Here is a 24,873-nt window from a genome sequence, read left to right as displayed (position 1 = left end):
GTCGATTGCCTTGACTTTGGCCCCCTCAAAGGGTGTATCCGCGCCTGACCTCTTTATACGGCCTTCCACAAAGGATCCCGATCATGCACGCCTTTCGCAGCCACTCCTGCGCCGATCTGACCAAAGCCAATGTCGGCGATACCGTTCGCCTGTCTGGCTGGGTGCACCGCATCCGCGATCACGGCGGCATCCTGTTCATCGACCTGCGCGACCATTACGGCATCACGCAGGTGCTTTGCGATCCTGACAGCCCGGTGTTTGCGCAGGTCGAAAAGGTGCGCAGCGAATGGTGCATCCGCATCGACGGCAGCGTCAAGGCGCGTGACGCCGATCTGGTGAACCCCAAGCTGCCGACCGGCGAAATCGAAGTTTTCGTGCGCGACATGGAGGTGCTGGGCGCCGCCGAGGAACTGCCGCTGATGGTGTTCGGCGATCAGGAGTACCCCGAGGAAACCCGCCTTCGCTATCGTTACCTTGACCTGCGCCGCGAGCAGATGCAGCGCAACATGACGCTGCGTTCGGACGTGGTGGCCAGCATGCGCAAGCGCATGTGGGAGAAGAATTTCCGCGAATACCAGACGCCGATCATCACCGCCAGCAGCCCCGAGGGCGCGCGCGATTTCCTGGTGCCGTCGCGCCTGCATCCGGGCAAGTTCTATGCGCTGCCGCAGGCCCCGCAGCAGTTCAAGCAGCTGATCATGGTGTCGGGTTTTGACAAGTACTTCCAGATCGCGCCCTGTTTCCGCGACGAAGACCCGCGCGCCGACCGATCCCCGACCGATTTCTATCAGCTGGACATGGAGATGTCGTTTGTCGAGCAGCAGGATGTCTTTGACACCATTGCCCCGGTGATCGCGGGCGTGTTCGAGGAATTCGGCGGGGGCCGCAAGGTCGATGCGCCGCAGGACTGGCCGCAGATCCCCTATAAAGAGGCGGCGCTGAAATACGGCACCGACAAGCCCGACCTGCGCAACCCGATCGAAATGCAGGACGTGTCCGAGCATTTCCGCGGGTCTGGTTTCGCGATCTTTGCCAAGCTTTTGGAGCAGGACGGCACCGAAATCCGCGCCATTCCGGCGCCGACAGGCGGCAGCCGCAAGTTCTGCGACCGCATGAACGCCTTTGCCCAGAAAGAGGGCCTGCCGGGGATGGGGTACATCTTCTGGCGCGACCAGGGTGAGGGCATGGAAGCCGCCGGCCCGCTGGCAAAGAATATCGGCCCCGAGCGCACCGAGGCGATCCGCCAGCAACTGGGGCTGGGCATTGGCGATGCGGCGTTTTTCCTGGGCGGCAAGCCGGCGGTCTTTGAAAAGGTCGCGGGCAAGGCGCGCACCGTCATCGGCGATGAACTGGGCCTGACCGATCTGAACCGTTTTGCCTTTGCCTGGATCGTGGACTTCCCGATCTACGAAAAGGACGAGGAAAGCGGCAAGATCGACTTTGAACACAACCCGTTTTCCATGCCGCAGGGCGGGATGGAGGCGCTGATGGGCGATCCGCTGGCGGTCAAGGGCTATCAGTACGACCTGGCCTGCAACGGCTATGAACTGGTGTCCGGCGCGATTCGGAACCACCGCCCGGAAATCATGTTCAAGGCCTTTGAAATCGCCGGGTATGGCAAGGACGAGGTGATCAAGCGCTTTGGCGGCATGGTCAACGCGTTCAAATTCGGCGCCCCGCCGCACGGTGGCTGCGCCGCCGGGATCGACCGCATCGTGATGCTGCTGGCCGACCAGCAGAACATCCGCGAGGTCATCATGTTCCCGATGAACCAGCGCGCCGAAGACCTGATGATGCAGGCGCCCTCAGATCCGACCTCGGACCAGTTGATGGAGCTGGGCCTGCGGGTGATCCCGCAAGACTGATTTCGGCGCCGGATCATCCGGCGCGTCGGACAGCTTGAAAAAGACAAAGCCCCGCTGCGTGACGCAGGCGGGGCTTTTTGTTGTCTTGAGGTTGGTGCCCCTGCCCTAGTGGACCGCGGCCATCATTTCCGGCGCGACGACCTGGGAACCAAAGGCGATGACCAGCCCGAACATCAGGGCCGACATGGCGGTCATGATCATCAGGCGCCCTGCCTCGTTGCGGCGATAGGCGGCCTGTTCCCCGTCCTTTTCCATCGTGACCTTTTTCACGTAGTACTTGATCAACACCAGCGGAAGCAGCAACCCAACCGTTGCCAGCGCCATCATCATTGCGGCCTGTGTCCCCATGTCCCTTGTCTCCGATTTGCCAAATTCGCCGCAAAGTTGCAGGGCAATTGTGGCACACTTGCGTTCAGGCTGCGGGGATTTGGTGAAAAATTAACCTTTCTTAACGGCGTACCTTTGGGCGCTGGGACGCGTCAGGCCGGGGGCGGCCTGAGCTGGGGTCAGATGGCCACCCGGTCCGAAAGCCGATCCTGGATCAGCGCCGCGACCCGGGCGATGACCGCCTGCAGTGGACGACCCTTGGCGCGGGCCTCGGCCAGGTCCTCGGCGGCCTTTTGCAGCGATCCGTCTCCGGCGCTGTGGGCGACACCGCGCAGGAACTGCGCGAGATAGTCCAGCATCCGCCCGTCGCCGCGTTCGTCCAGCACGTCGGCGGCATGGGCCATGTCATCGCGGTAGGCCATCGGGTCCGGACGGACCGGATCATCGCTGACCAGGCGCGGGCCGTTCGGCTGGCGTTCTGGCGGCAGCGCCGACAGGATTTTGCTTTGAAACACCAGCACCGATTCGATCGGCTTGGCCAGAAAGCCGTCCGCCCCGGCGGCCATGGCCACGTCTTCGGAAAAACTGTCACCGCTGGTGCCCAGAAGCACGTCGATGCGCGGCGATGTATGGGCCAGTTCAGCGATCAGTTCCGCGCCAGAGCCATCAGGCAGCCCAAGGTCGATGATCGCCACGCTGGGGCGATAGACCTGCAGGTGACGGCGCGCGGACTTGATGCAATCGGCGCGCCGGATGCGCGCGCCCGAGCGCAAACACAAAAGCCGCATGGCGTCACAGGCAAAACGGCTGTCTTCGACCACCAGGACCGTCAGTCCCAGCAGGGGGCGGGTCGCCGTGGGCCGCCGATGTTGCACTTCCAGGTCGTCTCGATAGTCGTCCATGATCCCCTCCAGTGGCAGGTAGGGCTTCATGCTGCCCTCAACAGGGTGAACAAGCGGTTAAAGGCCGCACCGCCTTGTCCGGCTGGGTCTGTCGCGCCATAACCTGTTGCAACAAGGATACGTAGGAGAACCCCCATGATCGGTCGTCTGAACCATGTCGCAATCGCCGTCCCGGACCTGGAGGCCGCCGCCGCGCAATATCGCAACGCCCTGGGCGCCAAGGTCGGCGCGCCCCAGGATGAACCCGATCACGGCGTCACGGTGATCTTCATCGAACTGCCTAACACCAAGATAGAATTGCTTTTTCCGCTTGGCGACAACAGCCCGATCAACGGTTTCCTGGAAAAGAACCCGTCGGGCGGCATTCACCACATCTGCTATGAAGTCGACGATATCATCGCGGCGCGCGATCACCTGCAGCAAACCGGCGCCCGCGTTCTGGGCACCGGAGAGCCGAAGATCGGCGCCCATGGCAAGCCGGTGCTGTTCCTGCACCCCAAGGATTTCAACGGCTGCCTGGTCGAGCTGGAGCAGGTCTGATGGGAATCACCTCGGGTCTTGTCCTGTTCGCGGTGCTTTGGTTCCTGACGTTCCTGTGCGTGATTCCCATCCGCCTGCAGACCCAGGGCGACCTTGGCAAGGTCGAACCGGGCACCCATGCCGGCAGCCCGGAAGTGCACAACCTGAAGCGCAAGGCCTGGATCACCACGGCCATCGCCGGGGTGCTTTGGGCGATCCTTGCCTCGATCATCCTGACCGGCGCGATCAGCATTCGCGACATCGACAGCATCGCCGGTCAGCGCATGGCGCCGCTGGAAGACAACTGAACGCGCGGGCGGGGCAGACAGCCCCGCCCTGCGCCCTGTGCCCTACCGGCCGTTGAGCCTGTGGAACAGGTGGGTGAAGGTCGCGGCGCCCAGCACCGGGATCAGCAGGTTGACCAGCGGCACCGTCAGCGGCAGCGCCATCAGCACGCCCGCTGTCCAGATCACCGGCAAATGCCTGCGCCACATCTTGCGGGCGTTGTCCCGGCCCACCCTGCGCATCGCCGCCAGGGTGAAATATTCACGCCCCAGCAGGAACCCGTTCAGCGCCCAGAAGATGAACGGCGCCAAGGGCGAGACGAACAGATACAGCACCAGCGCCACAAGGTTGGCCGCGATCAGGATGCCCAGAAAGCCGAAGGTATCGCGCAGCGCATCGCCAAAGGGCACCGGCTGCACCGGCGGCAGCGCCGGATAGTGCCGGGCCTCGACCGCGTCAGCGACCTCTTCGAGGAACATCGAGGTAAAGGCCGAGGCCACCGGCACCATCAAAAAGACCGAGAGCACCAGCATCAGCGGCACCGCCGCCCAGCTGATCACATTGTCGATCCAGGTGACCTGGCCGATCCAGGGCAAGGTCACGCTGTCGCCGACGAACCAGCCGACCCCCCAGACAAACAGCGCGTAGAACCCGAACAGCAGCGCCAGCGCCAGCCCGATCCCCTTGAGCAGCACGCCGCGAAAACGCCGGTCGCCCAGCTGGCCCAGCGCCTTGAGAAAATCACCAAGGATCATTCAGACACCCATTCGGTGATGGCGTCCAGATCGGGCCGCGGGCGTTCGGGCGGCACCGCGCCTTCGGTCCCGATATGGATGAACCCGGCCAGGCTTTCATGGGGTTGCAACCCCAGGGCGTCGGTCAGAAAGCCCCGGTCGTGGCTGGCCCAGCCCGACAGCCAGTTCGCCCCCCAGCCCGCGGCCAGCGCCGCGTTCAGCAGCGCAAGGCAGGCGGCCCCGGCCGAATAGGTCTGTTCGATCGGCGGGATCTTGGGGCTGTCCTTTTGCACCTCGACCACCGCCACGCACAGCGGGCTGTCGGCAAAGGCGCTGGCGGCCTTGGTGATGTCCTCGTCCGGTTTACCCAATCGCGCGCCGGTGGTTTCAACCGCGCTTGCCAGCCGGGTCAGGGCCGCACCTTCGAGAACGATGAACCGCCAAGGCTCCAGCTTGCCGTGATCGGGGGTGCGTGCGGCGGCGGTCAGGATCGGCAACAGCGCCGCCCGGTCCGGAGCGGGCGCGCGCAGCGTCTTGGCCGGGCGCGAACGCCGGGACAAAAGGAAATCGAGGGCGGCCTGGTTAGCTGGGGGCATCATCACATCCTGTTCTTGGCTTGCCCATATGTCAGCGCTGCGCGCCCCGGTTTCAACCGCCAAGTTGCAAAGCAGCGCAGCTGGCGCTAGGCCTGCCGCATGAAAACACCCGACCTGTCAGACCTGGCCACCCCCGGCGCGGTGATCGCGGTGCGGGTGACGCCCAAGGCATCGCGCAATACGGTTGCGCGGGATGGTGATGTGCTGCGGGTTCATGTCACCACGGTTCCCGAGGGCGGCAAGGCGACGGCCATGGTGCAAAAGCTGCTGGCCAAGGCGCTGGGTGTGCCAAAGTCGCGGCTGCTGCTGATCCGGGGCGAAACCGCGCGCGACAAGCTGTTCCAGATTGCCCCGTGACGGGGGAAAGCACCGCCCGGCGGCAGATGAAACGGTGTTCAGGCGCTATTCGCCGCCATCGGTCCGGCGGGTATAGACGCCTTCGGGCAGGGTCAGCGCCGCGATCAGATCGTTCAGCTGGGTGATCGACAGGGTGACCTTGTCGGTGCGGTCGGTGCGCGCATCATATTGTTCGACCGTCAAGCATTCCGCAAAGCTTGAGACGATGACGTCCTCCTGCAAGGGCGCTTCGCCCTCGTCTACGAGGGTCACGATCGTGGCGTCAAATTCGTGCTCGATGCTGAACATGGCACCATGCTAGCGCGGGTGCGGGCCGGTTGAAACAGGAAATCCGCAAGGCCCGGGCCGGCCTGTCTTTGCCACGTGATCACAAGGGGGCTGGCCCATGGGGCAAAGCATCCCTATCTTTGCATCTGACAGCCATGATTTGCCCCGGATCCCCCAATGCGCCGCGCCCTGCCCCTTTTGTTCGTTCTTCTGGCCGCCTGCGCCGAGCTTCCGGTTCCCATGCCGCCGACGGGCCCTGCCCCGGGCGGCCAGGATCTGACGCCTGCGCCAAGCGATGTGCAGCTGCGCGCGCAAAAGGCGGCGCGGCAGTTCGTGCAGGTGGTCGAAACCGTCGAACCGGTGGCCGAGCAGGTGTGCCGCAACCGTTCGACGCGGTTGAACTGTGATTTCCAGATCGTCGTCGACGATCGCCCCGACCAGCCGCCCAACGCCTTTCAGACCGTTGACCGCGCGGGGCGGCCCATCGTGGCCTTTAACCTCGCGCTGATCGCCTCGGCCGAGAATGCCGACGAACTGGCCTTTGTCATGGGACACGAGGCGGCGCACCACGTCATGGACCATATCGCAAAGACGCAGGAAAGCGCGACGGTTGGCGCCGTTGTCCTGGCCGGGATCACCGCGCTGTCGGGGGCCGATGCCGACACCATCAAGGCCGCCGAAGAGCTGGGGGCCACGGTTGGCGCGCGCACCTATTCCAAGGATTTCGAGCTTGAGGCGGACCGGCTGGGCACCATCATCGCGGCCAAATCCGGCTATGATCCGGTGCGCGGAGCGCTGTTCTTCAACCGCATCCCGGACCCCGGCAACCGGTTCCTTGGATCGCATCCGCCCAATGCCGCCCGCATGGCGATTGTCCGCAAGACCTATGCCGAATTCGTCGCCGGCCAGAACTGACCGCCACGGCGCGGCGCCCCGGACGTCGTTGACCTGAGTCAAGGCGCGGCGCGGGCGCGCTGGCTACCCTGTTCGGGACATGTCCTGAAAACCAAGGGGGTCGGACCGATGCAAAGCCGCGAAACATTGAAACGCCACGCCGGACTGGTCGACAGGATGGCACAGGCGCAGGGTCTGGATATCGAAGAACAGATGCTGCGCGGCAATCTCAGCATGACCGAGCTGGAGGACGCGGTGCTGCGCTGCACCGGCTGCGATCAGCCCTGCACTTGCGAAAGCTGGCTGGCCTCGCGCAGCGCGCCGGTGGATGTACCGCCCGAATACTGCCGCAACACCGAGATGTTCGCCGACCTGCGAAAGGCCGCCCGATGATCCGCGATCAGGCCGACCCGCAGCCGTTCCGCCCGCTTGGCCCCGAACGCCGCCACTACTGGCTGGCCAAACGCATGGCCAAGGCCACCGGGGTGGATCTGGAAAGCGCCATGGATCAGGGCGAGCTGACCCAGCAGGACTGGGCAAGCATGGTCACCACCTGCCGCGGCTGCGCCTGGACGCAAGGCTGCCGGCATTGGCTGAACCAGCCGCATAGCCTTGGCAACGATGCCCCCCGATCCCTGCCCGAGGGATGCGCCAACCGCGCGCCTCTGGCCAATCTGCGCAACGCCGCACAGGAGCTGACCTGATGAGACCGACCCTGGGCGACCCTGCCCGCCACTTTTTCATGACGCGCAGCGTGGCGCGGGTCATGGGTCTGAGCCTGGCCGATGAAATCCAGACCGGACACCTGGCCCCCGAGGCCTATGCCGGGATGGTCACGCGCTGCCGGGGCTGCGCCCTGGTCGAAGCCTGCGAGCAATGGCTGGCCCGGCAAACCGAGGTCAGCCCGACCCCGCCGCCGGGGTGCTGGAACGGCCAACTGCTGAGCGATCTGCGAAAGCATCACTAGGACCGCGGGCGCCATGCGGTCCAGACAGGCTGCCGGTGCCTCCCTCCCCTTTTTTCCTCGCATCCTAAAACGAAAAGCGCGCCCCGGCGGGACGCGCTTTGACTGTCTGGGCAAGGCCGTTTTGGCGCGCGGGTTACTGCGCGCGCAGGTTGCGGGCCGATTCCTTGATGGCGTCGTATTGCCCCGAGGGGCGATAGGGCCAAAGGTATTCGTCCAGCACGGCCTCGGTCGCGGTCGGGCGAATATCCAGATCGGCCAGGGTTTTGGCACCCTCGGCAACCACGTTGTCTCGCTTGAGGCTGCGCACCTGGTCGCGGGTGATCTGCGCCGGGATCAGCCCCAGCGACACCGATTGCACCAAGTCCGAAACCGACCCGATCACGCCGGCCGCCCAGAACGGAATGTTCAGGATCAGGCGACGGCGGCGGATCGTGTGCAGCATTTCCTGCATCAATTCGCGGAAGCTGCGCACATCGGGGCCGCCCAGTTCATAGACGCCGCCCGCGGCGGTGCCCAGCACGCCCTTGACCGCGGCCTGGGCCACATCGTCCACATAGACCGGCTGAAACCGGGTGTCCGCGCCCACGACGGGCAGCACCGGCGACAGGCGGGTCAACTTGGCGAACCGGTTGAAGAATTCGTCCTCGGGGCCGAAAATCACCGAAGGGCGCAGGATCATGGCGCCCGGCATGTGTTGCAGCACGCCTTCTTCGCCCAGGCCCTTGCTTTGCGCATAAAGGCTGTCGCTATCCTTGTCCGCCCCGATGGCCGAGATGTGGACCATGCGGGCCACGCCCTGCTCAGCGGCGATTCGGGCGACGCGTTCGGCGCCTTCGTGCTGAACGGCGTCAAAATTGTTCTTGCCGCCCTTGTCGAAAGTGCCGACGCAGTTCACCACCGCATCGGCGCCATTCATCACGCTGCGCACGCTGGCATCGTCGCGAATATTGCAGAAAACCGGTTCAACCTGGCCTACGGCGCCATAGGGGCGGACAAAGATCGCCTCGTTCGGGCGGCGGACGGCGACTCGGACTCGCCAGCCTTCTTTGGCCATGCGCCGCGCGATATAGCGGCCCACGAAACCGGACCCCCCGTATATGGTGACGAGCTTCGACATCTGGCGTCTCCTCAAGGACATTTCGGGGGTAGGAATACCTTTGTGCACCCCTGCCTGCAAGACGCCGGAATGCCGCGTGCATTTTCTTTGAAAAAGGCCGTTGACACCTCCCACGATGAGGCTTAAACGCCTGCTTCACCAACCCGTGCCCAGATGGCGGAATTGGTAGACGCGCTGGTTTCAGGTACCAGTGGCCGAAAGGTCGTGGAGGTTCGAGTCCTCTTCTGGGCACCATAGTAAACCCCCGAAGTTCATGTTTTTCATGAATTTCGGGGGCTTTCTTGTCTCTGGGCCCCAAAACTGCCCCACAAACTGCCCCACACCAGTCTTCGGTTCTGGATCGGCCTACATCAGCCGCGCGGCGCGCGCGAGATCATGGAACCGGGCCGCATACCAACGAAGACCTGCATCGACATGGAGCCGCCGCCCTTCATCGACCGGCTGTGGGTGGCACGCTTCGTCTTGAAGCGAGAGCAGGCGGTCGACGACCTCCTCCAATGCCAGTGACAATTCCATGGTTGTCGATGACGGAGCACATGACGCTTCGACGGCCGCGCGAATGCTATACCCCTCGATGCCGTGGAAACGCCCCAGAAGATCGTCCAGGCCACTGCCGTGCCTGCTCAGGAACTCGCGTGTCAGCCTGACCGCAGTGCCGAATTGGACTCCCGTCCTCGGGTTGATTGAAAAGGTCTGGTGTTCGCCCATCATGGGTCCTCCTTCTGCCAGAGACAGGCGGCACTATGCCGCCAAGGAAAATCCTCTGGCTCTTGTCAAGAACCGCCGCGCAGGAGGTCGCGGCGGTTTGGCTCGGGGCTGTTGCAGGCCCCAGCCGTTCAACATGCATGGATATTCCAGTCCAATCGGCGCATGTCGAATTCTTGTTCTCGAGCACTGCCTCCTTGGATGCGCTGCTCTCGGAAGCACCCAGCCCCGGCACTTTCGACAGTAGCGCCCCAGGTTCGCCCGCTCCGTGGCCCCGCCATCAATCCGGGCGGCGCTCAGCCAGAAGCGCCGCCCGGACTGATGATGAGGGCCATGAGCCATTTAAATGAAAAGACATCGTCATGACTCTTCTATAGATGGTGGTCTTCATGGAATTCATTCCTGGGAAAATTACGTAAAAACAATATCATGACATCTCCCTGCGCCCCGGAAAACGGGTTCTGCGGACTCCCCGCTCAGTGCGCAAAAGACAGAAGTCCGGGCTTCACAGCCCACAGATGCAAGGCCGCACGTCACCTCTACGGATTGAGCAATCAGGCTTGCGGGGTGACACAGCATGAAAACGGGGCGACTTGCATTTTGAACGGGGTGCTCAGGGGACCAATTGCATTGGGCAACAACATGAATGGAGTCCCCGATGCCCATCAACGACAGATACATAGCTCCCGAGCCCGTGCTGCGCTTCCTTGCGGACGGAGACCGCACGTTTCTCGCACTGAGACTGATCCATGGCCTGCTCTTCGCGTTCGACCGCACCGTTAAGGGTCAGATGAAACTTGTGCCCAGCATATTTCCCAAAGAACATCGCTGCCGTGCCAGCCTGATCTCCGCAGCAGTTGGCCCCGAAACGGCCCGAGACAACCGGTGGCTCAGGTCGGCATGCGATGAGCTGGCCTCACAGAATATCCTGCATTCAGTCGAGATCGAGGGAAAGACGGTTCGGTTCAAGCTCAGCAAGAAGTTCGCAGACTCCTTTTTGACTCCGTCATCCGGCTCTGTTGCACAAATCGCGTGAGGGATTCATCTCGTGAATCCAGCGTGGTAGCTGGGATGCATGAGCAGACCCATACCCCCGACCTACAAGACCAGAAACTGGCCAGCCTACAATGAAGCGCTCAAGCGCCGGGGCTCGCTGACGATCTGGTTCGACCCTGAGATGATCTGGGATGCCGTGCCGACAGGCAGGCGTGGCCGCCAGCAGAGCTATAGCGACGCCGCCATACAGACGTGCCTCTCGATGAAAGTGCTGTTCGGCATGGCGCTCCGGCAGACGACCGGGTTCGTCGAGAGCCTGCTGCAGCTGGTCGGTCTGAACTGGACGGTGCCCGACTTCAGCACGCTATCTCGCCGCCAGAAGACCTTGGCCGTCAACATCCCATACCGCGGCTCCAAGGGGCCGTTGCACCTGTTGATAGACAGCACCGGGATCAAGGTCGAGGGCGAAGGCGAGTGGCACGCCCGCAAGCATGGCGGCCCTAAACGCCGCGTCTGGCGCAAGATCCACTTGGGGATTGATGAGGAAACGCTGGAGGTTCGGGCCGTCGAAATCACCGGGAGCCACATCGGTGATGCGCCGATCCTACCCGACCTTCTCGACCAAATCCCGCAGGACCAGGAAATCGGTAGCGTCACGGCTGATGGCGCCTACGACACGCGCAAATGCCACGATGCGATTGCAGATCGCGGCGCCCATGCCGTCATCCCGCCCCGCAAAAACGCGAAGCCCTGGAAGACGATCACCGCCGGAGCCGTGGCGCGAAACGAGGCCTTGCGCGCGGCGAAATACCTGGGCCGCGCACTCTGGCGACGATGGAGCGGATACCACCGCCGAAGCCGCGTCGAGACAAAAATGCATTGTATGAAGTTGCTGGGCCAGCGGCTCATGGCGCGGGACTTCGACCGCCAGGTCGCGGAACTCCAGGTCCGCATTGCCGTCCTGAACGGCTACACCGCGCTCGGCATGCCCGTCACGGAAGTCGTAGGATAAGTCCGCCCGGGGAAAGGGGAAACTCGGCGTTCAGCCGATTTGTGCAACAGAGCCTCTCTGAATCATCGGCTTGCCGCATCCTGAAGGCGGCCGATCTGATCACTGCTCCGGGCTATGTGGTGATCAAGGCCGCCGACGAGTTCACGGACAAGACCACGGCCATCAACGAGATGTGGCAGACCGACTTCACCTACTTCAAGATCATCGGCTGGGGTTGGTACTCCCTGTCCACCATCCTTGACGACTACAGCCGCTACATCATCGCCTGGAAGCTCTGCACAAATATGCGGGCCGAGGATGTGACGGACACGATCAAACTGGCTCTGACGGCGTCAGGTTGTGATCAGGCGGTTGTGCGTCTCAAGCCCGATCTGCTCAGCGACAACGGATCCTGTTACATCTCTGGTGATCTGGCCAAATGGCTGGAGGAACAGAAGATGGACCATGTTCGCGGAGCGCCGTTCCATCCGCAAACCCAAGGCAAGATCGAGCGCTGGCACCAGACCATGAAGAACCGGGTTCTGCTGGAAAACTACTACCTGCCCGGTGATCTTGAACGCCAGATCGGGGCCTTTGTCGACTACTACAATAACCAGCGATACCACGAGAGCCTGAACAACGTCACACCCGCAGACGTCTACTTCGGGCGGGACAAAGCCATCCTGCGAGAAAGAGAGAAGATCAAGAAACTGACAATCCGAAACCGCCGTTTGCAACATCAAAAACAGGCGGCATAATCAATCCAACCAAAGAGCCAGAGCCTCCAATGCTCAAACCGCTCTGATGTCCCATTTTATATGACGACGGACATGTTTCGCTCAATCTCCGGGTTAGGCTGGGCGAGTTGCGATCAAAAAAACTTCCTGTGGGAGAGTTAACGAAATCGTCGCAACCGATTTTTCGGCCAATGTCATTCTTGGAGTGGAAGATGTTGGTCTGCGCAATCTACCAGATGCCGGGACTGAACACCTAGTTTCCTTCTTTGAAGGAACATGCTGTGGAGATTTGGGAACGATCAATATTCAATCGTCAGACATAGTTTCTTCGATCCAGATAGCAGACGCTCACACATTGCGCAGCATCAGTCAACGTGGGCTCGAAGCAGACTTCCGCTGGTCCAGCGTTGGGGAGCAGAGCGCCAACGCGCATGCTTGTCTTCTAAGTGAGGGACTGGCAGGCGCAGATCATTAGCCATACCGCTCGGCACCAAGACCCTGATCGCAAAGCAGATGAAGCGGCCCGCAATGGGGCCGCTTGGACATTTGTCCCAGGCTCTTGTGTGAGGTCTGGAGTGACAATGACCATGGTCTGTCATCGGCAAGTATGGATCAGATCCATGTCCGTCCCACGCGCCGTCAGATCACGATGCGGACACTTCGGCGGGTGCCTCTTTCGCGCCGGTCATGAACGCCACTGCGTCTGACATCGTGTAATCCTTGGGGTCGATGACGCAAAGCCGCTTGCCCAGACGGTGGACGTGAATGCGATCTGCGACTTCGAACACGTGCGGCATGTTGTGGCTGATCAAGATGATCGGGATGCCACGCGACCGCACGTCCAGGATCATTTCCAATACGCGGCGGGATTCCTTGACGCCCAATGCCGCTGTCGGTTCGTCAAGGATGATGACCTTTGAACCGAACGCCGCCGCCCTCGCAACCGCAACGCCCTGACGTTGGCCGCCGGACAGGGTTTCAACGGCCTGGTTGATGTTCTGGATGGTCATCAGACCCAGTTCGGTCAATTTTTCGCGGGCGATGTCCTCCATTCGCTTGCGATCCAACTGGCGCAGGTATTTGCCGCGAAACCCGGGTTTGCGCAACTCGCGCCCCATGAACATGTTGTCGGCGATGGACAACGCGGGCGACATGGCAAGGGTTTGATAAACGGTTTCGATCCCTTCCTTGCGTGCGTCGGTCGGTGACGTGAAATGCACCTGCTTGCCTTCAAGAAAGACCTCGCCTTCGTCCGGTACGATTGCGCCCGAAACCGCTTTGATCAAAGATGACTTTCCCGCCCCGTTGTCACCGATCACGGCAAGGATCTCACCGGGATAGAGGTCGAAATCGCAGTGGTCTAGGGCAGTGACGCGACCGTATCGCTTGACCAGTCCGCGACCCTTGAGGATGGGTTCAATGGACCCGTTCGCGATGTTTTCCATAAGTGTCATGCCGAAACCTTTCTGATCCATTGGTCAACCGCGACAGCCCCAATGATAAGCGCGCCGATAAGCAGGTAGGTCCATTGTGCGTCAGCGCCGGCAAGGCGCAGGCCAAGCGTGAACACACCCACGATTAGCGCACCAAACAACGGCCCCAGAATGGACCCGCGCCCACCGAAGAGAGAGATGCCGCCAATCACCACGGCGGTGATGCTTTCGATATTGAGCAGCTGGCCCGAGGTCGGGCTGACTGAACCGATCCGGCCGATCAGGGCCCATCCCGCGATGGCGCAGATAAAGCCGGTTGCCGCGTAGACGGAAATCAGGGTGGCTTTGACGTTTACGCCGGACAGCTGCGCCGCCTCCGGATCATCGCCCACGGCATAAAGGTGGCGACCCCAGGCGGTCTGGCTCAGGACATAGAAGAGCAGCGCAAAGATCAGGACCATGGCAATCACGCCGTAGGTAAATGTCGCGCCTCCACGGCCATCCGCATCTGCGCCAATTTTGAAGGTTGTGCCAAGAAACTGCAGCAAGGGTGCTTCGGCCTCGATCTCCTGGCTGCGGATCGTGGCATTGCGGGAATACAGGAAGTTGGCCGCCAGAACGATCTGCCACATACCCAAGGTCACGATGAAGGGCGGCAGTTTCATGACGGCAACCAGCCAGCCATTGATCGACCCGATGGCCGTACCAAACGCCAGGCCACAGATCACCGCGATTTCGACAGGAATGCCGTATCGGAACGTGAATTGCCCCATGATGACGCTCGAAAGCACGGCGATGGCGCCGACGCTCAGATCAATTCCGGCGGTCAGGATTACAAGACTTTGCGCGGCGGCAACGATACCGACGATCTGCACCTGCTGCAGGATCAGCGTCAGCGCGAACGGAGAAAAGAACTTGGAGCCGAGCAACAGCCCGAACAGGATGATCGACATCACAAGGACGAACAGCGGCACCAGGGCCGGATTGACGTGAAGCGCATGCTGGATGTGGACCAAGACGCCTTTGCGTCCTTCGAATTCGGCCACCCCTTCGGTGGCAGAAGCCTTTACGACGGCTTCATAGTCATCAGCGTTGCCTGACATGGTGGATCCCCACAATTTCCCTGAGTCGCGGGGTGAGCCTACCCCGATTGATAGAAAGGGCGGGAAATTCCCGCCCTTTCGCAAGTCAGTGGCACAGTCTTAGCCCCAGCAAAGATCCTTGCCTTCAGCAACGGAAATGCTGTCGACGCCTTCGGCCGGCTTGTCTGTCACCAGCGCAACACCCGTGTCGAAGAAATCCTTGCCCGGCGTGTTTTCCGGCAGCGTGCCGTCAGCCGCATATGCGGCAATGGCTTTGATCCCCAAGGACGCCATGCGCAAAGGATACTGCTGGGATGTCGCGCCAATCACACCATCGGCAACGTTCTGGACACCGGGGCAACCACCGTCGACAGAGACGATCAACACGTCGTTTTCGCGACCGATGGATTTCAACGCTTCGTAGGCGCCAGCGGCTGCCGGTTCGTTGATCGTGTAGACGACGTTGATCGACGGATCGACGGCAAGGAGGTTTTCCATCGCCTTGCGGCCACCCTCTTCGTTGCCTGCGGTCACGTCGTTGCCAACGATGCGCGGGTCATCTTCGTCGCCGTTCACATTGGGATCAGCCAGATCAATCCCGAACCCCTGCAGGAAACCCTGATCGCGCAGAACGCCAACGGTGGGCTGGCTGACAGCGAGGTCCAGCAGGGCGATACGCGCGTTCGCGGCATCGTCGCCCAGTTGCGCAGCAGCCCATTGCCCGATCAGTTCACCAGCAAGGAAGTTGTCGGTGGCAAATGTCGCATCTGCGGCATCGATCGGGTCAAGCGGCGTGTCCAGCGCGATGACCAAAAGGCCGGCGTCGCGGGCCTGTTGTACCGCGCCGACGATGGACGAGGTGTCCGACGGGGTCAGCAGAATGCCCGAGGCGCCATCCGCGATGCATGTTTCAATGGCGGCAACCTGGGTTTCATGGTCACCGTCCACCTGGCCGGCATAGGAACGCAAAGTGATGCCGGCTTCTGCAGCGGCAGCTTCAGCGCCTTCGCGCATCTTTACAAAGAACGGGTTGGTATCGGTTTTCGTGATCAGGCACGCCGAAACACCGTGGCTATCTGCCATAGCGGCGCCGGCGGATGTGATGGCTGCAAGCGCAGTACCGACAAGAAGTTTCTTCATGATGTCCTCCCAGAACAAGTGTGCTGCGGGGCCTCCACCCCACGCGGTCAACGACCAAAAATGCTGCCGTTGCCCTTAAAAAGCGCGATTCGGGCGCATCTGTCAATTTATAAGTTAACTTTATTTATTAATTGATTTGGGCTATTCTTGATGAGCAAGGAGGTGCATAGAGTTTGCGCATGGATGACGGGTTGGTCAGATCAATCAGCACTGGGCTAAGCCAGAAAGGTGTTCGCGATCATAACGAACGCCTTTTGCTGTCGTTGCTGCAACGCAACGGCCCGATGGCTGGAAGTGACCTTGCAAGGCTGGCCGAGCTTTCCCCCCCGACGGTGTCGAGCATCTTGCGCCGACTTGAGGCAGAGGGCCTGCTTGAGCGTGGTGATCCCGTCCGCGGGAAGGTTGGCAAACCGTCAATCCCGATGCGGCTGGCCCCGGACGGCGTGTTTTCTTTCGGTTTGAAAATCGGACGGCGGTCTGCGGATCTGGTGTTGATAGATTTCACCGGCGCGCCGCGGCACGAGCGCCAGATGACTTACACCTTTCCCGAACCTGCCGACATCTTCGCGTTTTTCGAAGAAGGCGTGCGGGACATCACCAGCAGCATGACGCCCTCAAATGCTGCGCGCGTTTGCGGGCTGGGCATCGCCGCCCCCTTCGAGATGTGGAATTGGTCGGATGCCGCCGCAATGCCTTCTGCGGCCTATGGACCCTGGAAAGAGATCGATCTGAAAGAGGTCACCCAACAGCGGATCGGGTTGCCGGTCTACCTCATGAATGATGCAACTGCGGCCTGCCAGGCAGAACATACCTACGGCCGCGGCAAGGAGTTCCGCGACTACGCCTATTTCTTCATCGGTGCCTTCATCGGCGGTGGCGTCGTCCTGAACAACTCGGTCTATGAGGGACGACAGGGCAACGCGGGCGCGCTTGGGTCGTTGCGCAGTATCGGGCCGAACGGTGAAAGCATGCAGCTGATCGACATGGCCTCTATCCGCCAACTGGAGTTGCGCCTGCGCGAGGTGGATCTTGACCCCCAACAGCTTTGGACCGATCCCGAAAGCTGGCATTCACTGTCACGCTATGTTGATCCTTGGCTTGGCCAAACCGCGCAGGAACTGGCCAAGGCCGCGCTTTCCACATGCTCGGTCATCGACTTCGAGGCGATTGTGATTGACGGGTCTTTCCCTTCCAGCGTGCGAGAGGACCTTGTGAACCGGGTACGGCGATACGTCGTGACCCAGGACACCCGAGGCCTGATCCCGCCCCGCATCGAAGCCGGCAGCATCGGGGGCAAAGCCCGGGCAATCGGCGCCGCAACGCGGCCAATTGGTGCGCAATTCATGCTCAATGCCCGGCTGGATGAACCTTAGATATGGGACAGATCGGGTTTTCAGGCCAGTAGTTTGCGACCAATCCGAGAACGCTGGCGTCGAAGGCAGCCAGTGGACACCCGGCATGCCAGGGCTGGCCTTTCGAACATGAAGGCGAGCACTGCCTGCTTAAGTCTGACTAATTGGGCTCGTACAGCGGATCTGATCGTTCGAGGTGGTCGCCCATCATGGTGACCGCCCCTGCAACATCATGACGTTCAAGCAAATCCACGATCTTGCCATGCTCATGCAGGGTAGTGTTTTCACGACCCGACCAGTGCAGGACCGGTTTGTAATACTCTGACAACCAGGACAGCATCGCTTGTGTCACGGCCTGCAACAGGGGGTTTCCGGTCATCCGCGCGATCGCCACATGAAAGGCGATGTCCGCCTCGATAAAGGCCCGGTCCTGACCAAGTTTGCTGCGTTGCGCTTCGACCAGTCCCCGCAGTTCGGCAATCTCCTCGGCGCTGCAGGACCGAGCGGTGATCTGTACCGACCCCGCCTCGAGGATCTTGCGGAATTGCTTGAGATTTTCGATGTTCGACGGTTCGCTCGACAACAACAGTTTCGCAATGTCGTCCACCTGATCAAAGGCAATCCCCGGCGTCAGCTTGTTGACCTTGCTGCGCTCCCCGTGGGAAATCGAGATCAGTCCCTTGTTGGCCATGGATTGCAGCGCCTCGCGCACGGCCGGGCGGCCGACACCAAAACGCTCCATCAAGGCACGCTCTGACGGCATTGCATCACCGGGGGTCAACTCTCCGGACTGGATCATCGCCCATAGCCGTTCAAAGACCTGGTCGGACAGCTTCTTTCGGACAATGGGCGCGTCCATGTCGGGAAACTTCGCGTCTGCGGGCATGTGCTGGCATCTTTCGTTTCACATCAAAACCATAATTTCACATGTATGACATGCCGACCAGTAAGCGCCCATTTCAGCCTTTGCATCACTTGCCGTGGAATGGGCGCTATCCGCGGCAAGACCGCAGTGATGATCAAGGCCGTGATCGCGGCCCCGAACAAAAGGCCCAAGGCGGATCGCCCGGCCAAGGGTGGCTCAAGTGATCCGCTTGACGCTTGCCACGATTTCGTCGTCGTCGAAACAACGCAGCCAGTCGTCCTTCATCAAAACAGGAATGCCGAATTCGATCGCCTTGTTGGCCGCATCCGAAAACACGCCCTTGTGCTGGTCGAACATGACCGCCCCCATGATATTCATATGCCCCAGCAGAAAGTCGCGGGCGCAATCGTAGGGCACGCCCTTCTTCACGACTTCGTCCATCGCCATCCGCAGAACCTTCATCAACGAGCCATTGACCGTCTCGGACAGACCGGGTTCCAGCAGGGCAAATTGCTTGAGCGTGACGCGATGCGACCGTGCGACCGGGGCGTAAATTGCCTTCCCAACCCGCTCTCCCAGGGCGTAATCGCTCTCTGGGCCCTGCACCAGGACGTTGACGATGCCTTGCTCTGCCGCAATGCCGCCGAAATAGTCACGTCGGCCTTCGGAAGTCTTCTCGTCATTCCAGATGGGCGGATGGCAGGGATGGCACACGAAATAGGTCACATCATCCCGCTTGGGCAGATGGCCTGCGAAAGGCGCCGCTCCGTCCAGTACAAAGATCATCGCACCCGGCTTTACCTTGTCGATGATGCCGTGCGACACCTTTCCGATGACGGTGTCAGGAACCGCCAGAACGATGATGTCTGCGCCATCCAGGGCCACATCGACATCGACGCAGTCAACGCCGAAAGCCTCGCGGACAGCCGCCTTTCCGGCGTCGGAGACCTCGACATGCATGGTTTCGAACTCATCGGTCTTGGCAAGGTTCGCGCCAAGGCGCATCCCCATTTTGCCGCCCGCTCCGAACAAGGCCAGCTTTGTCATGTCTTCCCCTCCCAAGGTCCCGCCATGAACGCGGGATTGATTTGACAACTGGTATGATCAGTAACTAAGCATGTCTGTATGTCAATTCAATTCTCGGGCGCAGGGGCACAGCACGATGACGCAACCGCACATCCAATTGCCTGCTGGACCACTGGTCGCCTGGTACGGGGATGACTTCACGGGGGCCGCCGCAGTGATGGAGGTTCTGACTTTCGCAGGTCTCAAGGCGATGCTGTTCCTGGATCCGCCGAGCGACGCCCAACTGGCCCGTTATCCCGACCTCAAAGGCATTGGGGTCGCCTCCACCGCGCGGGCGCAATCGCCCGATTGGATGGACGCCGAGCTGCCCGGCATCTTTGCACGCCTCGCCGCGCTGAAGCCGGCATTGATGCACTACAAGGTCTGCTCGACCCTTGATTCTTCGCCGACGGTGGGGTCTATCGGGCGCGCCATGGAAATTGGCGCGGAATTGTTTGCGCCCGCTGCGGTGCCCGTCCTTGTCGCCGCACCGCAGATGCGCCGGTACCAATCCTTTGGTCATCTTTTCGCGGGGTTCGAAGGGTCTGTCTATCGGCTTGACCGCCACCCCGTCATGTCGCGCCATCCGGTCACACCGATGAATGAATCCGACGTTGCGAAACATATCGCCCTGCAGTCGGACAAGCTGGACGCGCGGTGCCTGTCGATGGAACAGATGTTGGCCGGCGCAGCCCTGCCCATGCAGCCATCGATGCCCGGGCGGATTGCGGCGATCACCCTTGATTCCGTGGACGCAAGAACGGAAACAATCGCCGGCCGCCTGATATGGGAGGCGCGGCATGCCAACCCCTTTGTGGTTGGTTCTCAGGGGGTGGAATATGCGCTGGTACGGCACTGGCGCGACATGGGCTGGATCGCGGATGCACCGCCACCCCAGGGGATCGGAACATCTGACAGGATGATCGTGGTCTCCGGCTCGGTCTCTCCGACAACTGCCGATCAGATCGCATGGGCCAAGGCCAACGGCTTTGCGTCGATTGCCTTCGATGCAACCTGCGCCTGCGCACCAGCCCCCGCGTTGGAGCGCGAGGTCGAACGATGCGTCGCAGCCTGCCTTGCTGCGCTGGCTCGGGGCTCCGATCCGCTGGTTCATACCGCCGAAGGTCCCGATGATCCGGCTGTCCATCGTTTCAGGCAGGCAGCAAAGGGCGCTGCCCTGTCCATGGCCGATGCCAACCAGCGTGTCGGAGAGGCGCTTGGCCGCATCCTGAAGCTCAGCCTTGTGCGCAGCGACACAAGGCGGGCCGTCGTCTCGGGCGGCGACACATCCGGCCATGCCACCCGACAGCTTGGCATCTTTGCCTTGTCGGCGCTGGCCCCCACCATCCCGGGCGCGTCCTTGTTCCGCGCTCATGCAGACGGCCCGATGGACGGCCTGGAATTGGCACTGAAGGGCGGCCAGATGGGCAGCCCAGATTACTTCGGATGGATCCGAAGCGGAGGAGGCACACGATGAACCGGATTACCGCGACATATGACATTGAATCGCCCGTGGGTGTCGCCCGTGCCGCCCAGGTGCTGGCCGGAGAGCAGTCGACCGGCACATTCACCCGGCTTGCGGCCGAAACCGATGCGTTGCGGGAACGCTCGGCTGCGCGCATCGAAAACATCCAGATCACCGGCACCTCTGCCACGCCATCCTTGCCATGCCGCAAGACCGGCGACAGCTATGAACGCGGCACCGTGACGATCAGCTGGTCGCTGGAAAATTTCGGCACCTCCTTGCCGACGCTTTTGTCGACGCTGGCTGGCAACCTGTTCGAACTGGCCGAGCTTTCGGCGGTCCGCCTGATCGACATGCACCTGCCCGGCGCCTTTGCCCTCGACCACCCCGGTCCGCAATTCGGGGCCCAAGGCACGCGCGACTTCCTGGGGGGGCACAAGGGCCCAGTGATCGGAACCATCATCAAACCCAGCGTCGGGCTGAATCCGTCCGAGACTGCGGCGCTGGTCCAGACGCTTGTGGATGCCGGCATTGATTTCATCAAGGATGACGAATTGCAGGCCAACGGCCCGCATTGTCCCTTTGACAAGCGGGTTGCAAAGGTCAGCCGCGTTCTCAAAGCGCATGCCGACAAGACCGGCAAGCAGGTGATGTATGCGTTCAACATCACTGACGAGATCGACCAGATGTGGCGCAATCTTGACCTGCTGGAAAAGCATGGCGGCACCTGCGCGATGGTCTGCATGAATTCCGTCGGCCTGACCGGATTGCGCGCCGTGCGAGAGCGGTCTTCCATGACAATCCATGGGCACCGCGCCGGCTGGGGCATCTATTCCCGCTCGCCCGACGTCGGGATCAGCTTTCCGGTCATGCAAAAACTGTGGCGGCTTGCAGGCGCGGACCATCTTCACGTGAACGGCCTGGCGAACAAATTCACCGAAGAAGACAGCGTCATCGCACAATCCGCCAAGTCGGTTCAGACGCCTGTCTGCGACACCGGCCCGGCCCATATTGCCATGCCTGTCTATTCTTCCGGCCAGACCATTTGGCAGATTGATCCCGCCCGCTGTTTGCTGGGGAACGACGATTTCATCTTTTGCGCAGGAGGAGGGATCATGAGCCACCCGGCAGGCGCAGGCGCTGGTGTCATCGCCTTGCGCCAAGCGGCGGAGGCCGCGCGCCGAGGCATCGACATTCAGGAATTCGCCAGCCAGCACTCGGAACTGAAGGCAGCCTTGAAAACCTTTAGCCGGCCAGATATCCGGGTAGGACACTCCTGATCGCATCGGCGCCTTTCATCTTGCTGCGTCAACGTTGAGGCGGGCAGAGACAGTGAAGCGATCCAACTTGGTAGACCTTTGTCGCCTCAGTCGTTGCCGCCCCGCAGTGTAGCGGCATGCACAGAGCCTCAGAGCACCGATGGCGCAGTACTTTTCAGGTTGGCCCGAACTTGCTGCTTTCGTTTCGACATCTTCGATCTCCTTCGTTGTGAAGATCAGCAGAGAACAAATCAGAGCTTGCGCCAGTGTCCGGTTTTCGGGGACCGCCTCAGGCTTCACACAACGCGGCAGGGATACGATCCCTTTAGGAGCCGATAGACGGACACAGCGTGGTCAGCATTAAGACCCCAGCACCCAGACGGGGCATGCATTGAATGGAGGGGCGGCGGATAGTGTTGAAGAAGTCGGTCGAAGTTGCTGATTTTGCGGCTCGGGTCTCTCCGGCAACGCCAAGTCGTTCGGGGCGCGGATCGTCAGGATGAACCGTTCAAAGAACTTCCATTCCTCGTCCGACATCAGGTCTCGTGCCAAGCTGGTCTCCATTGCAGATACCAGCTTGAATCACGCCCACGCCGCGGTGTGAATCACTTTTGCCAACAGGGGGCTCTGTTGCACAAATCGGCTGAACGCCGAGTTTCCCCTTTCCCCGGGCGGACTTATCCTACGACTTCCGTGACGGGCATGCCGAGCGCGGTGTAGCCGTTCAGGACGGCAATGCGGACCTGGAGTTCCGCGACCTGGCGGTCGAAGTCCCGCGCCATGAGCCGCTGGCCCAGCAACTTCATACAATGCATTTTTGTCTCGACGCGGCTTCGGCGGTGGTATCCGCTCCATCGTCGCCAGAGTGCGCGGCCCAGGTATTTCGCCGCGCGCAAGGCCTCGTTTCGCGCCACGGCTCCGGCGGTGATCGTCTTCCAGGGCTTCGCGTTTTTGCGGGGCGGGATGACGGCATGGGCGCCGCGATCTGCAATCGCATCGTGGCATTTGCGCGTGTCGTAGGCGCCATCAGCCGTGACGCTACCGATTTCCTGGTCCTGCGGGATTTGGTCGAGAAGGTCGGGTAGGATCGGCGCATCACCGATGTGGCTCCCGGTGATTTCGACGGCCCGAACCTCCAGCGTTTCCTCATCAATCCCCAAGTGGATCTTGCGCCAGACGCGGCGTTTAGGGCCGCCATGCTTGCGGGCGTGCCACTCGCCTTCGCCCTCGACCTTGATCCCGGTGCTGTCTATCAACAGGTGCAACGGCCCCTTGGAGCCGCGGTATGGGATGTTGACGGCCAAGGTCTTCTGGCGGCGAGATAGCGTGCTGAAGTCGGGCACCGTCCAGTTCAGACCGACCAGCTGCAGCAGGCTCTCGACGAACCCGGTCGTCTGCCGGAGCGCCATGCCGAACAGCACTTTCATCGAGAGGCACGTCTGTATGGCGGCGTCGCTATAGCTCTGCTGGCGGCCACGCCTGCCTGTCGGCGCGGTATCCCAGCTCATGGCGGGATCGAACCAACCTCTCGGGATATTTCTTCGGAATGCCTGCCGGTCAGGGGATCGTCAGCGAGCCACGGCGCTTGAGTGCCTCGTTATAGGCCGGCCAGTTCCTGGTCTTGTAGGTCGGGGGGGCGGTCTGCTCATGCATGCCAGCTACCACGCTGGATTCACGATATGAATCCCTGGCAGGATTTGTGCAACATAGCCCGTTCTGATCGAAGCCCGCCGCTTCCTGGACAATTTTTCGCATTGCTCAAGATTTAGGCGTCGCCGCATAATTTGCCCATATTGCAGACTTAAATTAAAGTTCCGTTAAATCCATGTGAGCGTTTTCTGGAAACAAGGCGATGCTCCTGTCCTGGTCATCGACGAGCTACACTCCTGAGGACGTATAATGAGATTTGAGAAAACGTTGATGGCAGCCTTTGCTGCCGTACTTACGACGCCTGCACTTGCTGACACCGAAATGCCATTTGCACTGGACTGGAAGTTTGAGGGGCCATCAGCTCCATATTTCCACGCACTGGATGCGGGCTATTTTGCTGACGCTGATCTGAAGGTGACAATTAGTGAGGGTGCTGGATCTTTGGACGCTATCCCCAAGGTTGCGACGGGGGCGTTCCCGATTGGTTTCGCTGATATTAACTCCCTGATGCGTTTTCTTGACCAAAACCCCGGCGCACCTGTCACGGCCGTGATGATGGTCTACGACAAACCCCCATTCGCGATCGTCGGACGCCCGTCTTTGGGCGTCACCGAGCCGTCCGACCTTGAGGGAAAGATCCTCGGCGCGCCGCCCCCCGATGGCGCTTGGGCACAGTTTCCGATTTTTGCGGCGGAAACCGGAATTGATGTAGATGCGATCACGGTCGAACCCGTCGGTTTCCCAACGCGCGAACCGATGCTGGCCGAAGGCAATGTCGCAGCCATCACCGGCTTTTCATTCTCGTCCACGCTCAACCTGAAACGCTTGGGTGTCGAAGAGGATGACATCTCGGTTATGCTGATGGCCGACTACGGTGTCGATCTGTATGGCAACGCGATTATCGTCAACACTGACTTCGCCGAAGCCAATCCCGAAGCGGTCACTGCCTTCCTTGGCGCTGTCGCGATGGGGTGGAAAGACGCGATTGCAGCACCTGACGCTGCGATTAAATCCTTGATGGAGCGAAATCCGGCCGCGGATGCAGCACTTGAAACCGAACGTCTGCAAATGGCTATCGATGCGAACGTCCTCACGGATTACGTAATCGAAAACGGCATGGGCGGCATTGATGCAGGCCGTATGGCCAGCGCAATCGAACAGACCAAATCGGTTTACGAGTTCGTCAACGAACCTGATGCATCTTTGTATTTCGATCCAAGCTATCTGCCGGCCGACGGCAGCCTGATGCTGCAATAAAAGACTTGGGGGCGCTTAAAGGGCGCCCCCCCAGACACCCGAAGGC

At 61.1% G+C, this 24,873-nt stretch carries 26 protein-coding genes, 1 tRNA gene and 3 pseudogenes; 16 read left to right on the top strand and 14 right to left on the bottom strand.

Features of this window, described 5'->3' with window-relative positions:
• Positions 1–83 precede the first annotated feature (83 nt).
• Positions 84–1,865, top strand: coding sequence for an aspartate--tRNA ligase (gene aspS, locus QF118_RS06180; protein WP_282301761.1), 1,782 nt, complete (start codon positions 84–86; stop codon positions 1,863–1,865).
• Positions 1,866–1,970: 105 nt separating this feature from the next.
• Here the strand turns inward: aspS and QF118_RS06175 are convergent, their stop codons facing one another.
• Both QF118_RS06175 and QF118_RS06170 read right to left on the bottom strand, forming a co-directional pair.
• On the bottom strand, positions 1,971–2,213 hold the full coding sequence (locus tag QF118_RS06175; protein ID WP_282301760.1) for a hypothetical protein: 243 nt from the start codon (positions 2,211–2,213) through the stop codon (positions 1,971–1,973).
• 158 nt (positions 2,214–2,371) lie between these two features.
• A complete protein-coding gene (locus tag QF118_RS06170) occupies positions 2,372–3,094 on the bottom strand; it encodes a response regulator (RefSeq protein ID WP_282301759.1) in 723 nt (240 codons plus the stop codon).
• 135 nt (positions 3,095–3,229) lie between these two features.
• Here QF118_RS06170 and mce point away from each other — a divergent pair, with 135 nt between their 5' ends.
• Both mce and QF118_RS06160 read left to right on the top strand, forming a co-directional pair.
• Positions 3,230–3,634: a methylmalonyl-CoA epimerase gene (gene mce, locus QF118_RS06165; RefSeq protein ID WP_282301758.1), complete on the top strand. Its 405-nt coding sequence runs from the start codon at positions 3,230–3,232 to the stop codon at positions 3,632–3,634.
• Positions 3,634–3,921 carry a DUF1467 family protein gene (locus QF118_RS06160; RefSeq protein WP_282301757.1) on the top strand — a complete coding sequence of 96 codons (288 nt, stop codon included), beginning with the start codon at positions 3,634–3,636 and terminating at the stop codon, positions 3,919–3,921. Before mce ends, QF118_RS06160 begins: the two co-directional genes overlap by 1 nt.
• A gap of 42 nt (positions 3,922–3,963) precedes the next feature.
• On the opposite strand, the gene QF118_RS06155 is transcribed toward QF118_RS06160, so the two are convergent.
• Both QF118_RS06155 and QF118_RS06150 read right to left on the bottom strand, forming a co-directional pair.
• Positions 3,964–4,653: an EI24 domain-containing protein gene (locus tag QF118_RS06155; RefSeq protein WP_282301756.1), complete on the bottom strand. Its 690-nt coding sequence runs from the start codon at positions 4,651–4,653 to the stop codon at positions 3,964–3,966.
• Positions 4,650–5,228 carry a nitroreductase family protein gene (locus tag QF118_RS06150; protein ID WP_282302420.1) on the bottom strand — a complete coding sequence of 193 codons (579 nt, stop codon included), beginning with the start codon at positions 5,226–5,228 and terminating at the stop codon, positions 4,650–4,652. The genes QF118_RS06155 and QF118_RS06150 overlap by 4 nt, the downstream gene beginning before the upstream one ends.
• 99 nt (positions 5,229–5,327) lie before the next feature.
• Between QF118_RS06150 and QF118_RS06145 the strand changes: the two genes are divergently transcribed.
• Positions 5,328–5,585, top strand: coding sequence for a DUF167 domain-containing protein (locus QF118_RS06145; protein WP_282301755.1), 258 nt, complete (start codon positions 5,328–5,330; stop codon positions 5,583–5,585).
• 45 nt (positions 5,586–5,630) lie between these two features.
• Here the strand turns inward: QF118_RS06145 and QF118_RS06140 are convergent, their stop codons facing one another.
• On the bottom strand, positions 5,631–5,873 hold the full coding sequence (locus QF118_RS06140) for a DUF8831 family protein (RefSeq protein WP_282301754.1): 243 nt from the start codon (positions 5,871–5,873) through the stop codon (positions 5,631–5,633).
• Positions 5,874–6,029: 156 nt separating this feature from the next.
• Here QF118_RS06140 and QF118_RS06135 point away from each other — a divergent pair, with 156 nt between their 5' ends.
• From QF118_RS06135 to QF118_RS06120, 4 genes are all read left to right on the top strand, one after another.
• Positions 6,030–6,767, top strand: coding sequence for a M48 family metallopeptidase (locus QF118_RS06135; RefSeq protein ID WP_282301753.1), 738 nt, complete (start codon positions 6,030–6,032; stop codon positions 6,765–6,767).
• Positions 6,768–6,875: 108 nt separating this feature from the next.
• Positions 6,876–7,139, top strand: coding sequence for a DUF6455 family protein (locus tag QF118_RS06130; RefSeq protein WP_282301752.1), 264 nt, complete (start codon positions 6,876–6,878; stop codon positions 7,137–7,139).
• The gene (locus QF118_RS06125; protein WP_282301751.1) at positions 7,136–7,450 is read left to right on the top strand and encodes a DUF6455 family protein; all 315 of its coding nucleotides are present in this window, start codon (positions 7,136–7,138) and stop codon (positions 7,448–7,450) included. Before QF118_RS06130 ends, QF118_RS06125 begins: the two co-directional genes overlap by 4 nt.
• Positions 7,450–7,713 (top strand): DUF6455 family protein, encoded by a 264-nt coding sequence (locus QF118_RS06120; protein WP_282301750.1) that lies wholly within the window; start codon positions 7,450–7,452, stop codon positions 7,711–7,713. The genes QF118_RS06125 and QF118_RS06120 overlap by 1 nt, the downstream gene beginning before the upstream one ends.
• Positions 7,714–7,846: 133 nt before the next feature.
• Here QF118_RS06120 and QF118_RS06115 read toward each other — a convergent pair whose 3' ends face one another.
• On the bottom strand, positions 7,847–8,830 hold the full coding sequence (locus QF118_RS06115; RefSeq protein ID WP_282301749.1) for a complex I NDUFA9 subunit family protein: 984 nt from the start codon (positions 8,828–8,830) through the stop codon (positions 7,847–7,849).
• Between the two features lie 147 nt (positions 8,831–8,977).
• On the opposite strand from QF118_RS06115, the gene QF118_RS06110 reads away from it, so the two are divergent.
• Positions 8,978–9,064 (top strand) — tRNA-Leu (locus QF118_RS06110).
• A 111-nt stretch (positions 9,065–9,175) separates the two neighbouring features.
• Here the strand turns inward: QF118_RS06110 and QF118_RS06105 are convergent.
• Positions 9,176–9,541: a hypothetical protein gene (locus QF118_RS06105; protein WP_282301748.1), complete on the bottom strand. Its 366-nt coding sequence runs from the start codon at positions 9,539–9,541 to the stop codon at positions 9,176–9,178.
• A 652-nt stretch (positions 9,542–10,193) separates the two neighbouring features.
• Between QF118_RS06105 and QF118_RS06100 the strand changes: the two genes are divergently transcribed.
• The 3 genes and pseudogenes from QF118_RS06100 to QF118_RS06090 form a co-directional block, all read left to right on the top strand.
• On the top strand, positions 10,194–10,571 hold the full coding sequence (locus tag QF118_RS06100; RefSeq protein ID WP_282301747.1) for a hypothetical protein: 378 nt from the start codon (positions 10,194–10,196) through the stop codon (positions 10,569–10,571).
• A gap of 39 nt (positions 10,572–10,610) precedes the next feature.
• Positions 10,611–11,543, top strand: coding sequence for an IS5 family transposase (locus QF118_RS06095; protein WP_282299042.1), 933 nt, complete (start codon positions 10,611–10,613; stop codon positions 11,541–11,543).
• A 53-nt stretch (positions 11,544–11,596) separates the two neighbouring features.
• A pseudogene (locus QF118_RS06090) lies at positions 11,597–12,280 on the top strand (transposase); the annotation flags it as partial.
• 623 nt (positions 12,281–12,903) lie between these two features.
• Here the strand turns inward: QF118_RS06090 and QF118_RS06085 are convergent.
• The 3 genes from QF118_RS06085 to QF118_RS06075 form a co-directional block, all read right to left on the bottom strand.
• Positions 12,904–13,713, bottom strand: coding sequence for an ATP-binding cassette domain-containing protein (locus QF118_RS06085; protein WP_282301746.1), 810 nt, complete (start codon positions 13,711–13,713; stop codon positions 12,904–12,906).
• Positions 13,710–14,795 carry an ABC transporter permease gene (locus tag QF118_RS06080; protein ID WP_282301745.1) on the bottom strand — a complete coding sequence of 362 codons (1,086 nt, stop codon included), beginning with the start codon at positions 14,793–14,795 and terminating at the stop codon, positions 13,710–13,712. The genes QF118_RS06085 and QF118_RS06080 overlap by 4 nt, the downstream gene beginning before the upstream one ends.
• Before the next feature lie 99 nt (positions 14,796–14,894).
• On the bottom strand, positions 14,895–15,914 hold the full coding sequence (locus QF118_RS06075) for a sugar ABC transporter substrate-binding protein (protein WP_282302419.1): 1,020 nt from the start codon (positions 15,912–15,914) through the stop codon (positions 14,895–14,897).
• A gap of 179 nt (positions 15,915–16,093) precedes the next feature.
• Here QF118_RS06075 and QF118_RS06070 point away from each other — a divergent pair, with 179 nt between their 5' ends.
• Positions 16,094–17,287: an ROK family transcriptional regulator gene (locus QF118_RS06070; RefSeq protein WP_282301744.1), complete on the top strand. Its 1,194-nt coding sequence runs from the start codon at positions 16,094–16,096 to the stop codon at positions 17,285–17,287.
• Between the two features lie 139 nt (positions 17,288–17,426).
• Here the strand turns inward: QF118_RS06070 and nanR are convergent, their stop codons facing one another.
• Both nanR and QF118_RS06060 read right to left on the bottom strand, forming a co-directional pair.
• Positions 17,427–18,152 (bottom strand): transcriptional regulator NanR, encoded by a 726-nt coding sequence (nanR, locus tag QF118_RS06065; protein WP_282301743.1) that lies wholly within the window; start codon positions 18,150–18,152, stop codon positions 17,427–17,429.
• 195 nt (positions 18,153–18,347) lie between these two features.
• Complete coding sequence (locus tag QF118_RS06060) at positions 18,348–19,178, bottom strand: phosphogluconate dehydrogenase C-terminal domain-containing protein (RefSeq protein WP_282301742.1); 831 nt, start codon at positions 19,176–19,178, stop codon at positions 18,348–18,350.
• Between the two features lie 115 nt (positions 19,179–19,293).
• On the opposite strand from QF118_RS06060, the gene QF118_RS06055 reads away from it, so the two are divergent.
• Together QF118_RS06055 and QF118_RS06050 are read left to right on the top strand one after the other, a co-directional pair.
• Entirely contained in the window at positions 19,294–20,673 is a 1,380-nt protein-coding gene (locus QF118_RS06055; RefSeq protein ID WP_282301741.1) for a four-carbon acid sugar kinase family protein, read from the top strand.
• Entirely contained in the window at positions 20,670–21,941 is a 1,272-nt protein-coding gene (locus QF118_RS06050; RefSeq protein ID WP_282301740.1) for a ribulose-bisphosphate carboxylase large subunit family protein, read from the top strand. Before QF118_RS06055 ends, QF118_RS06050 begins: the two co-directional genes overlap by 4 nt.
• Before the next feature lie 456 nt (positions 21,942–22,397).
• Here QF118_RS06050 and QF118_RS06045 read toward each other — a convergent pair.
• Together QF118_RS06045 and QF118_RS06040 are read right to left on the bottom strand one after the other, a co-directional pair.
• Positions 22,398–22,484, bottom strand: a pseudogene (locus tag QF118_RS06045) (IS5/IS1182 family transposase); the annotation flags it as partial.
• Positions 22,485–22,597: 113 nt separating this feature from the next.
• Positions 22,598–23,569, bottom strand: a pseudogene (locus QF118_RS06040) (IS5 family transposase).
• 250 nt (positions 23,570–23,819) lie between these two features.
• Here QF118_RS06040 and QF118_RS06035 point away from each other — a divergent pair.
• The gene (locus QF118_RS06035; protein ID WP_282301739.1) at positions 23,820–24,827 is read left to right on the top strand and encodes an ABC transporter substrate-binding protein; all 1,008 of its coding nucleotides are present in this window, start codon (positions 23,820–23,822) and stop codon (positions 24,825–24,827) included.
• Positions 24,828–24,873 lie beyond the last annotated feature (46 nt).

The organism is Tropicibacter oceani (assembly GCF_029958925.1).
GTDB classification, from domain to species: Bacteria; Pseudomonadota; Alphaproteobacteria; order Rhodobacterales; family Rhodobacteraceae; genus Pacificoceanicola; species Pacificoceanicola oceani.
This window is presented reverse-complemented; position numbering and strand designations above follow the sequence as displayed.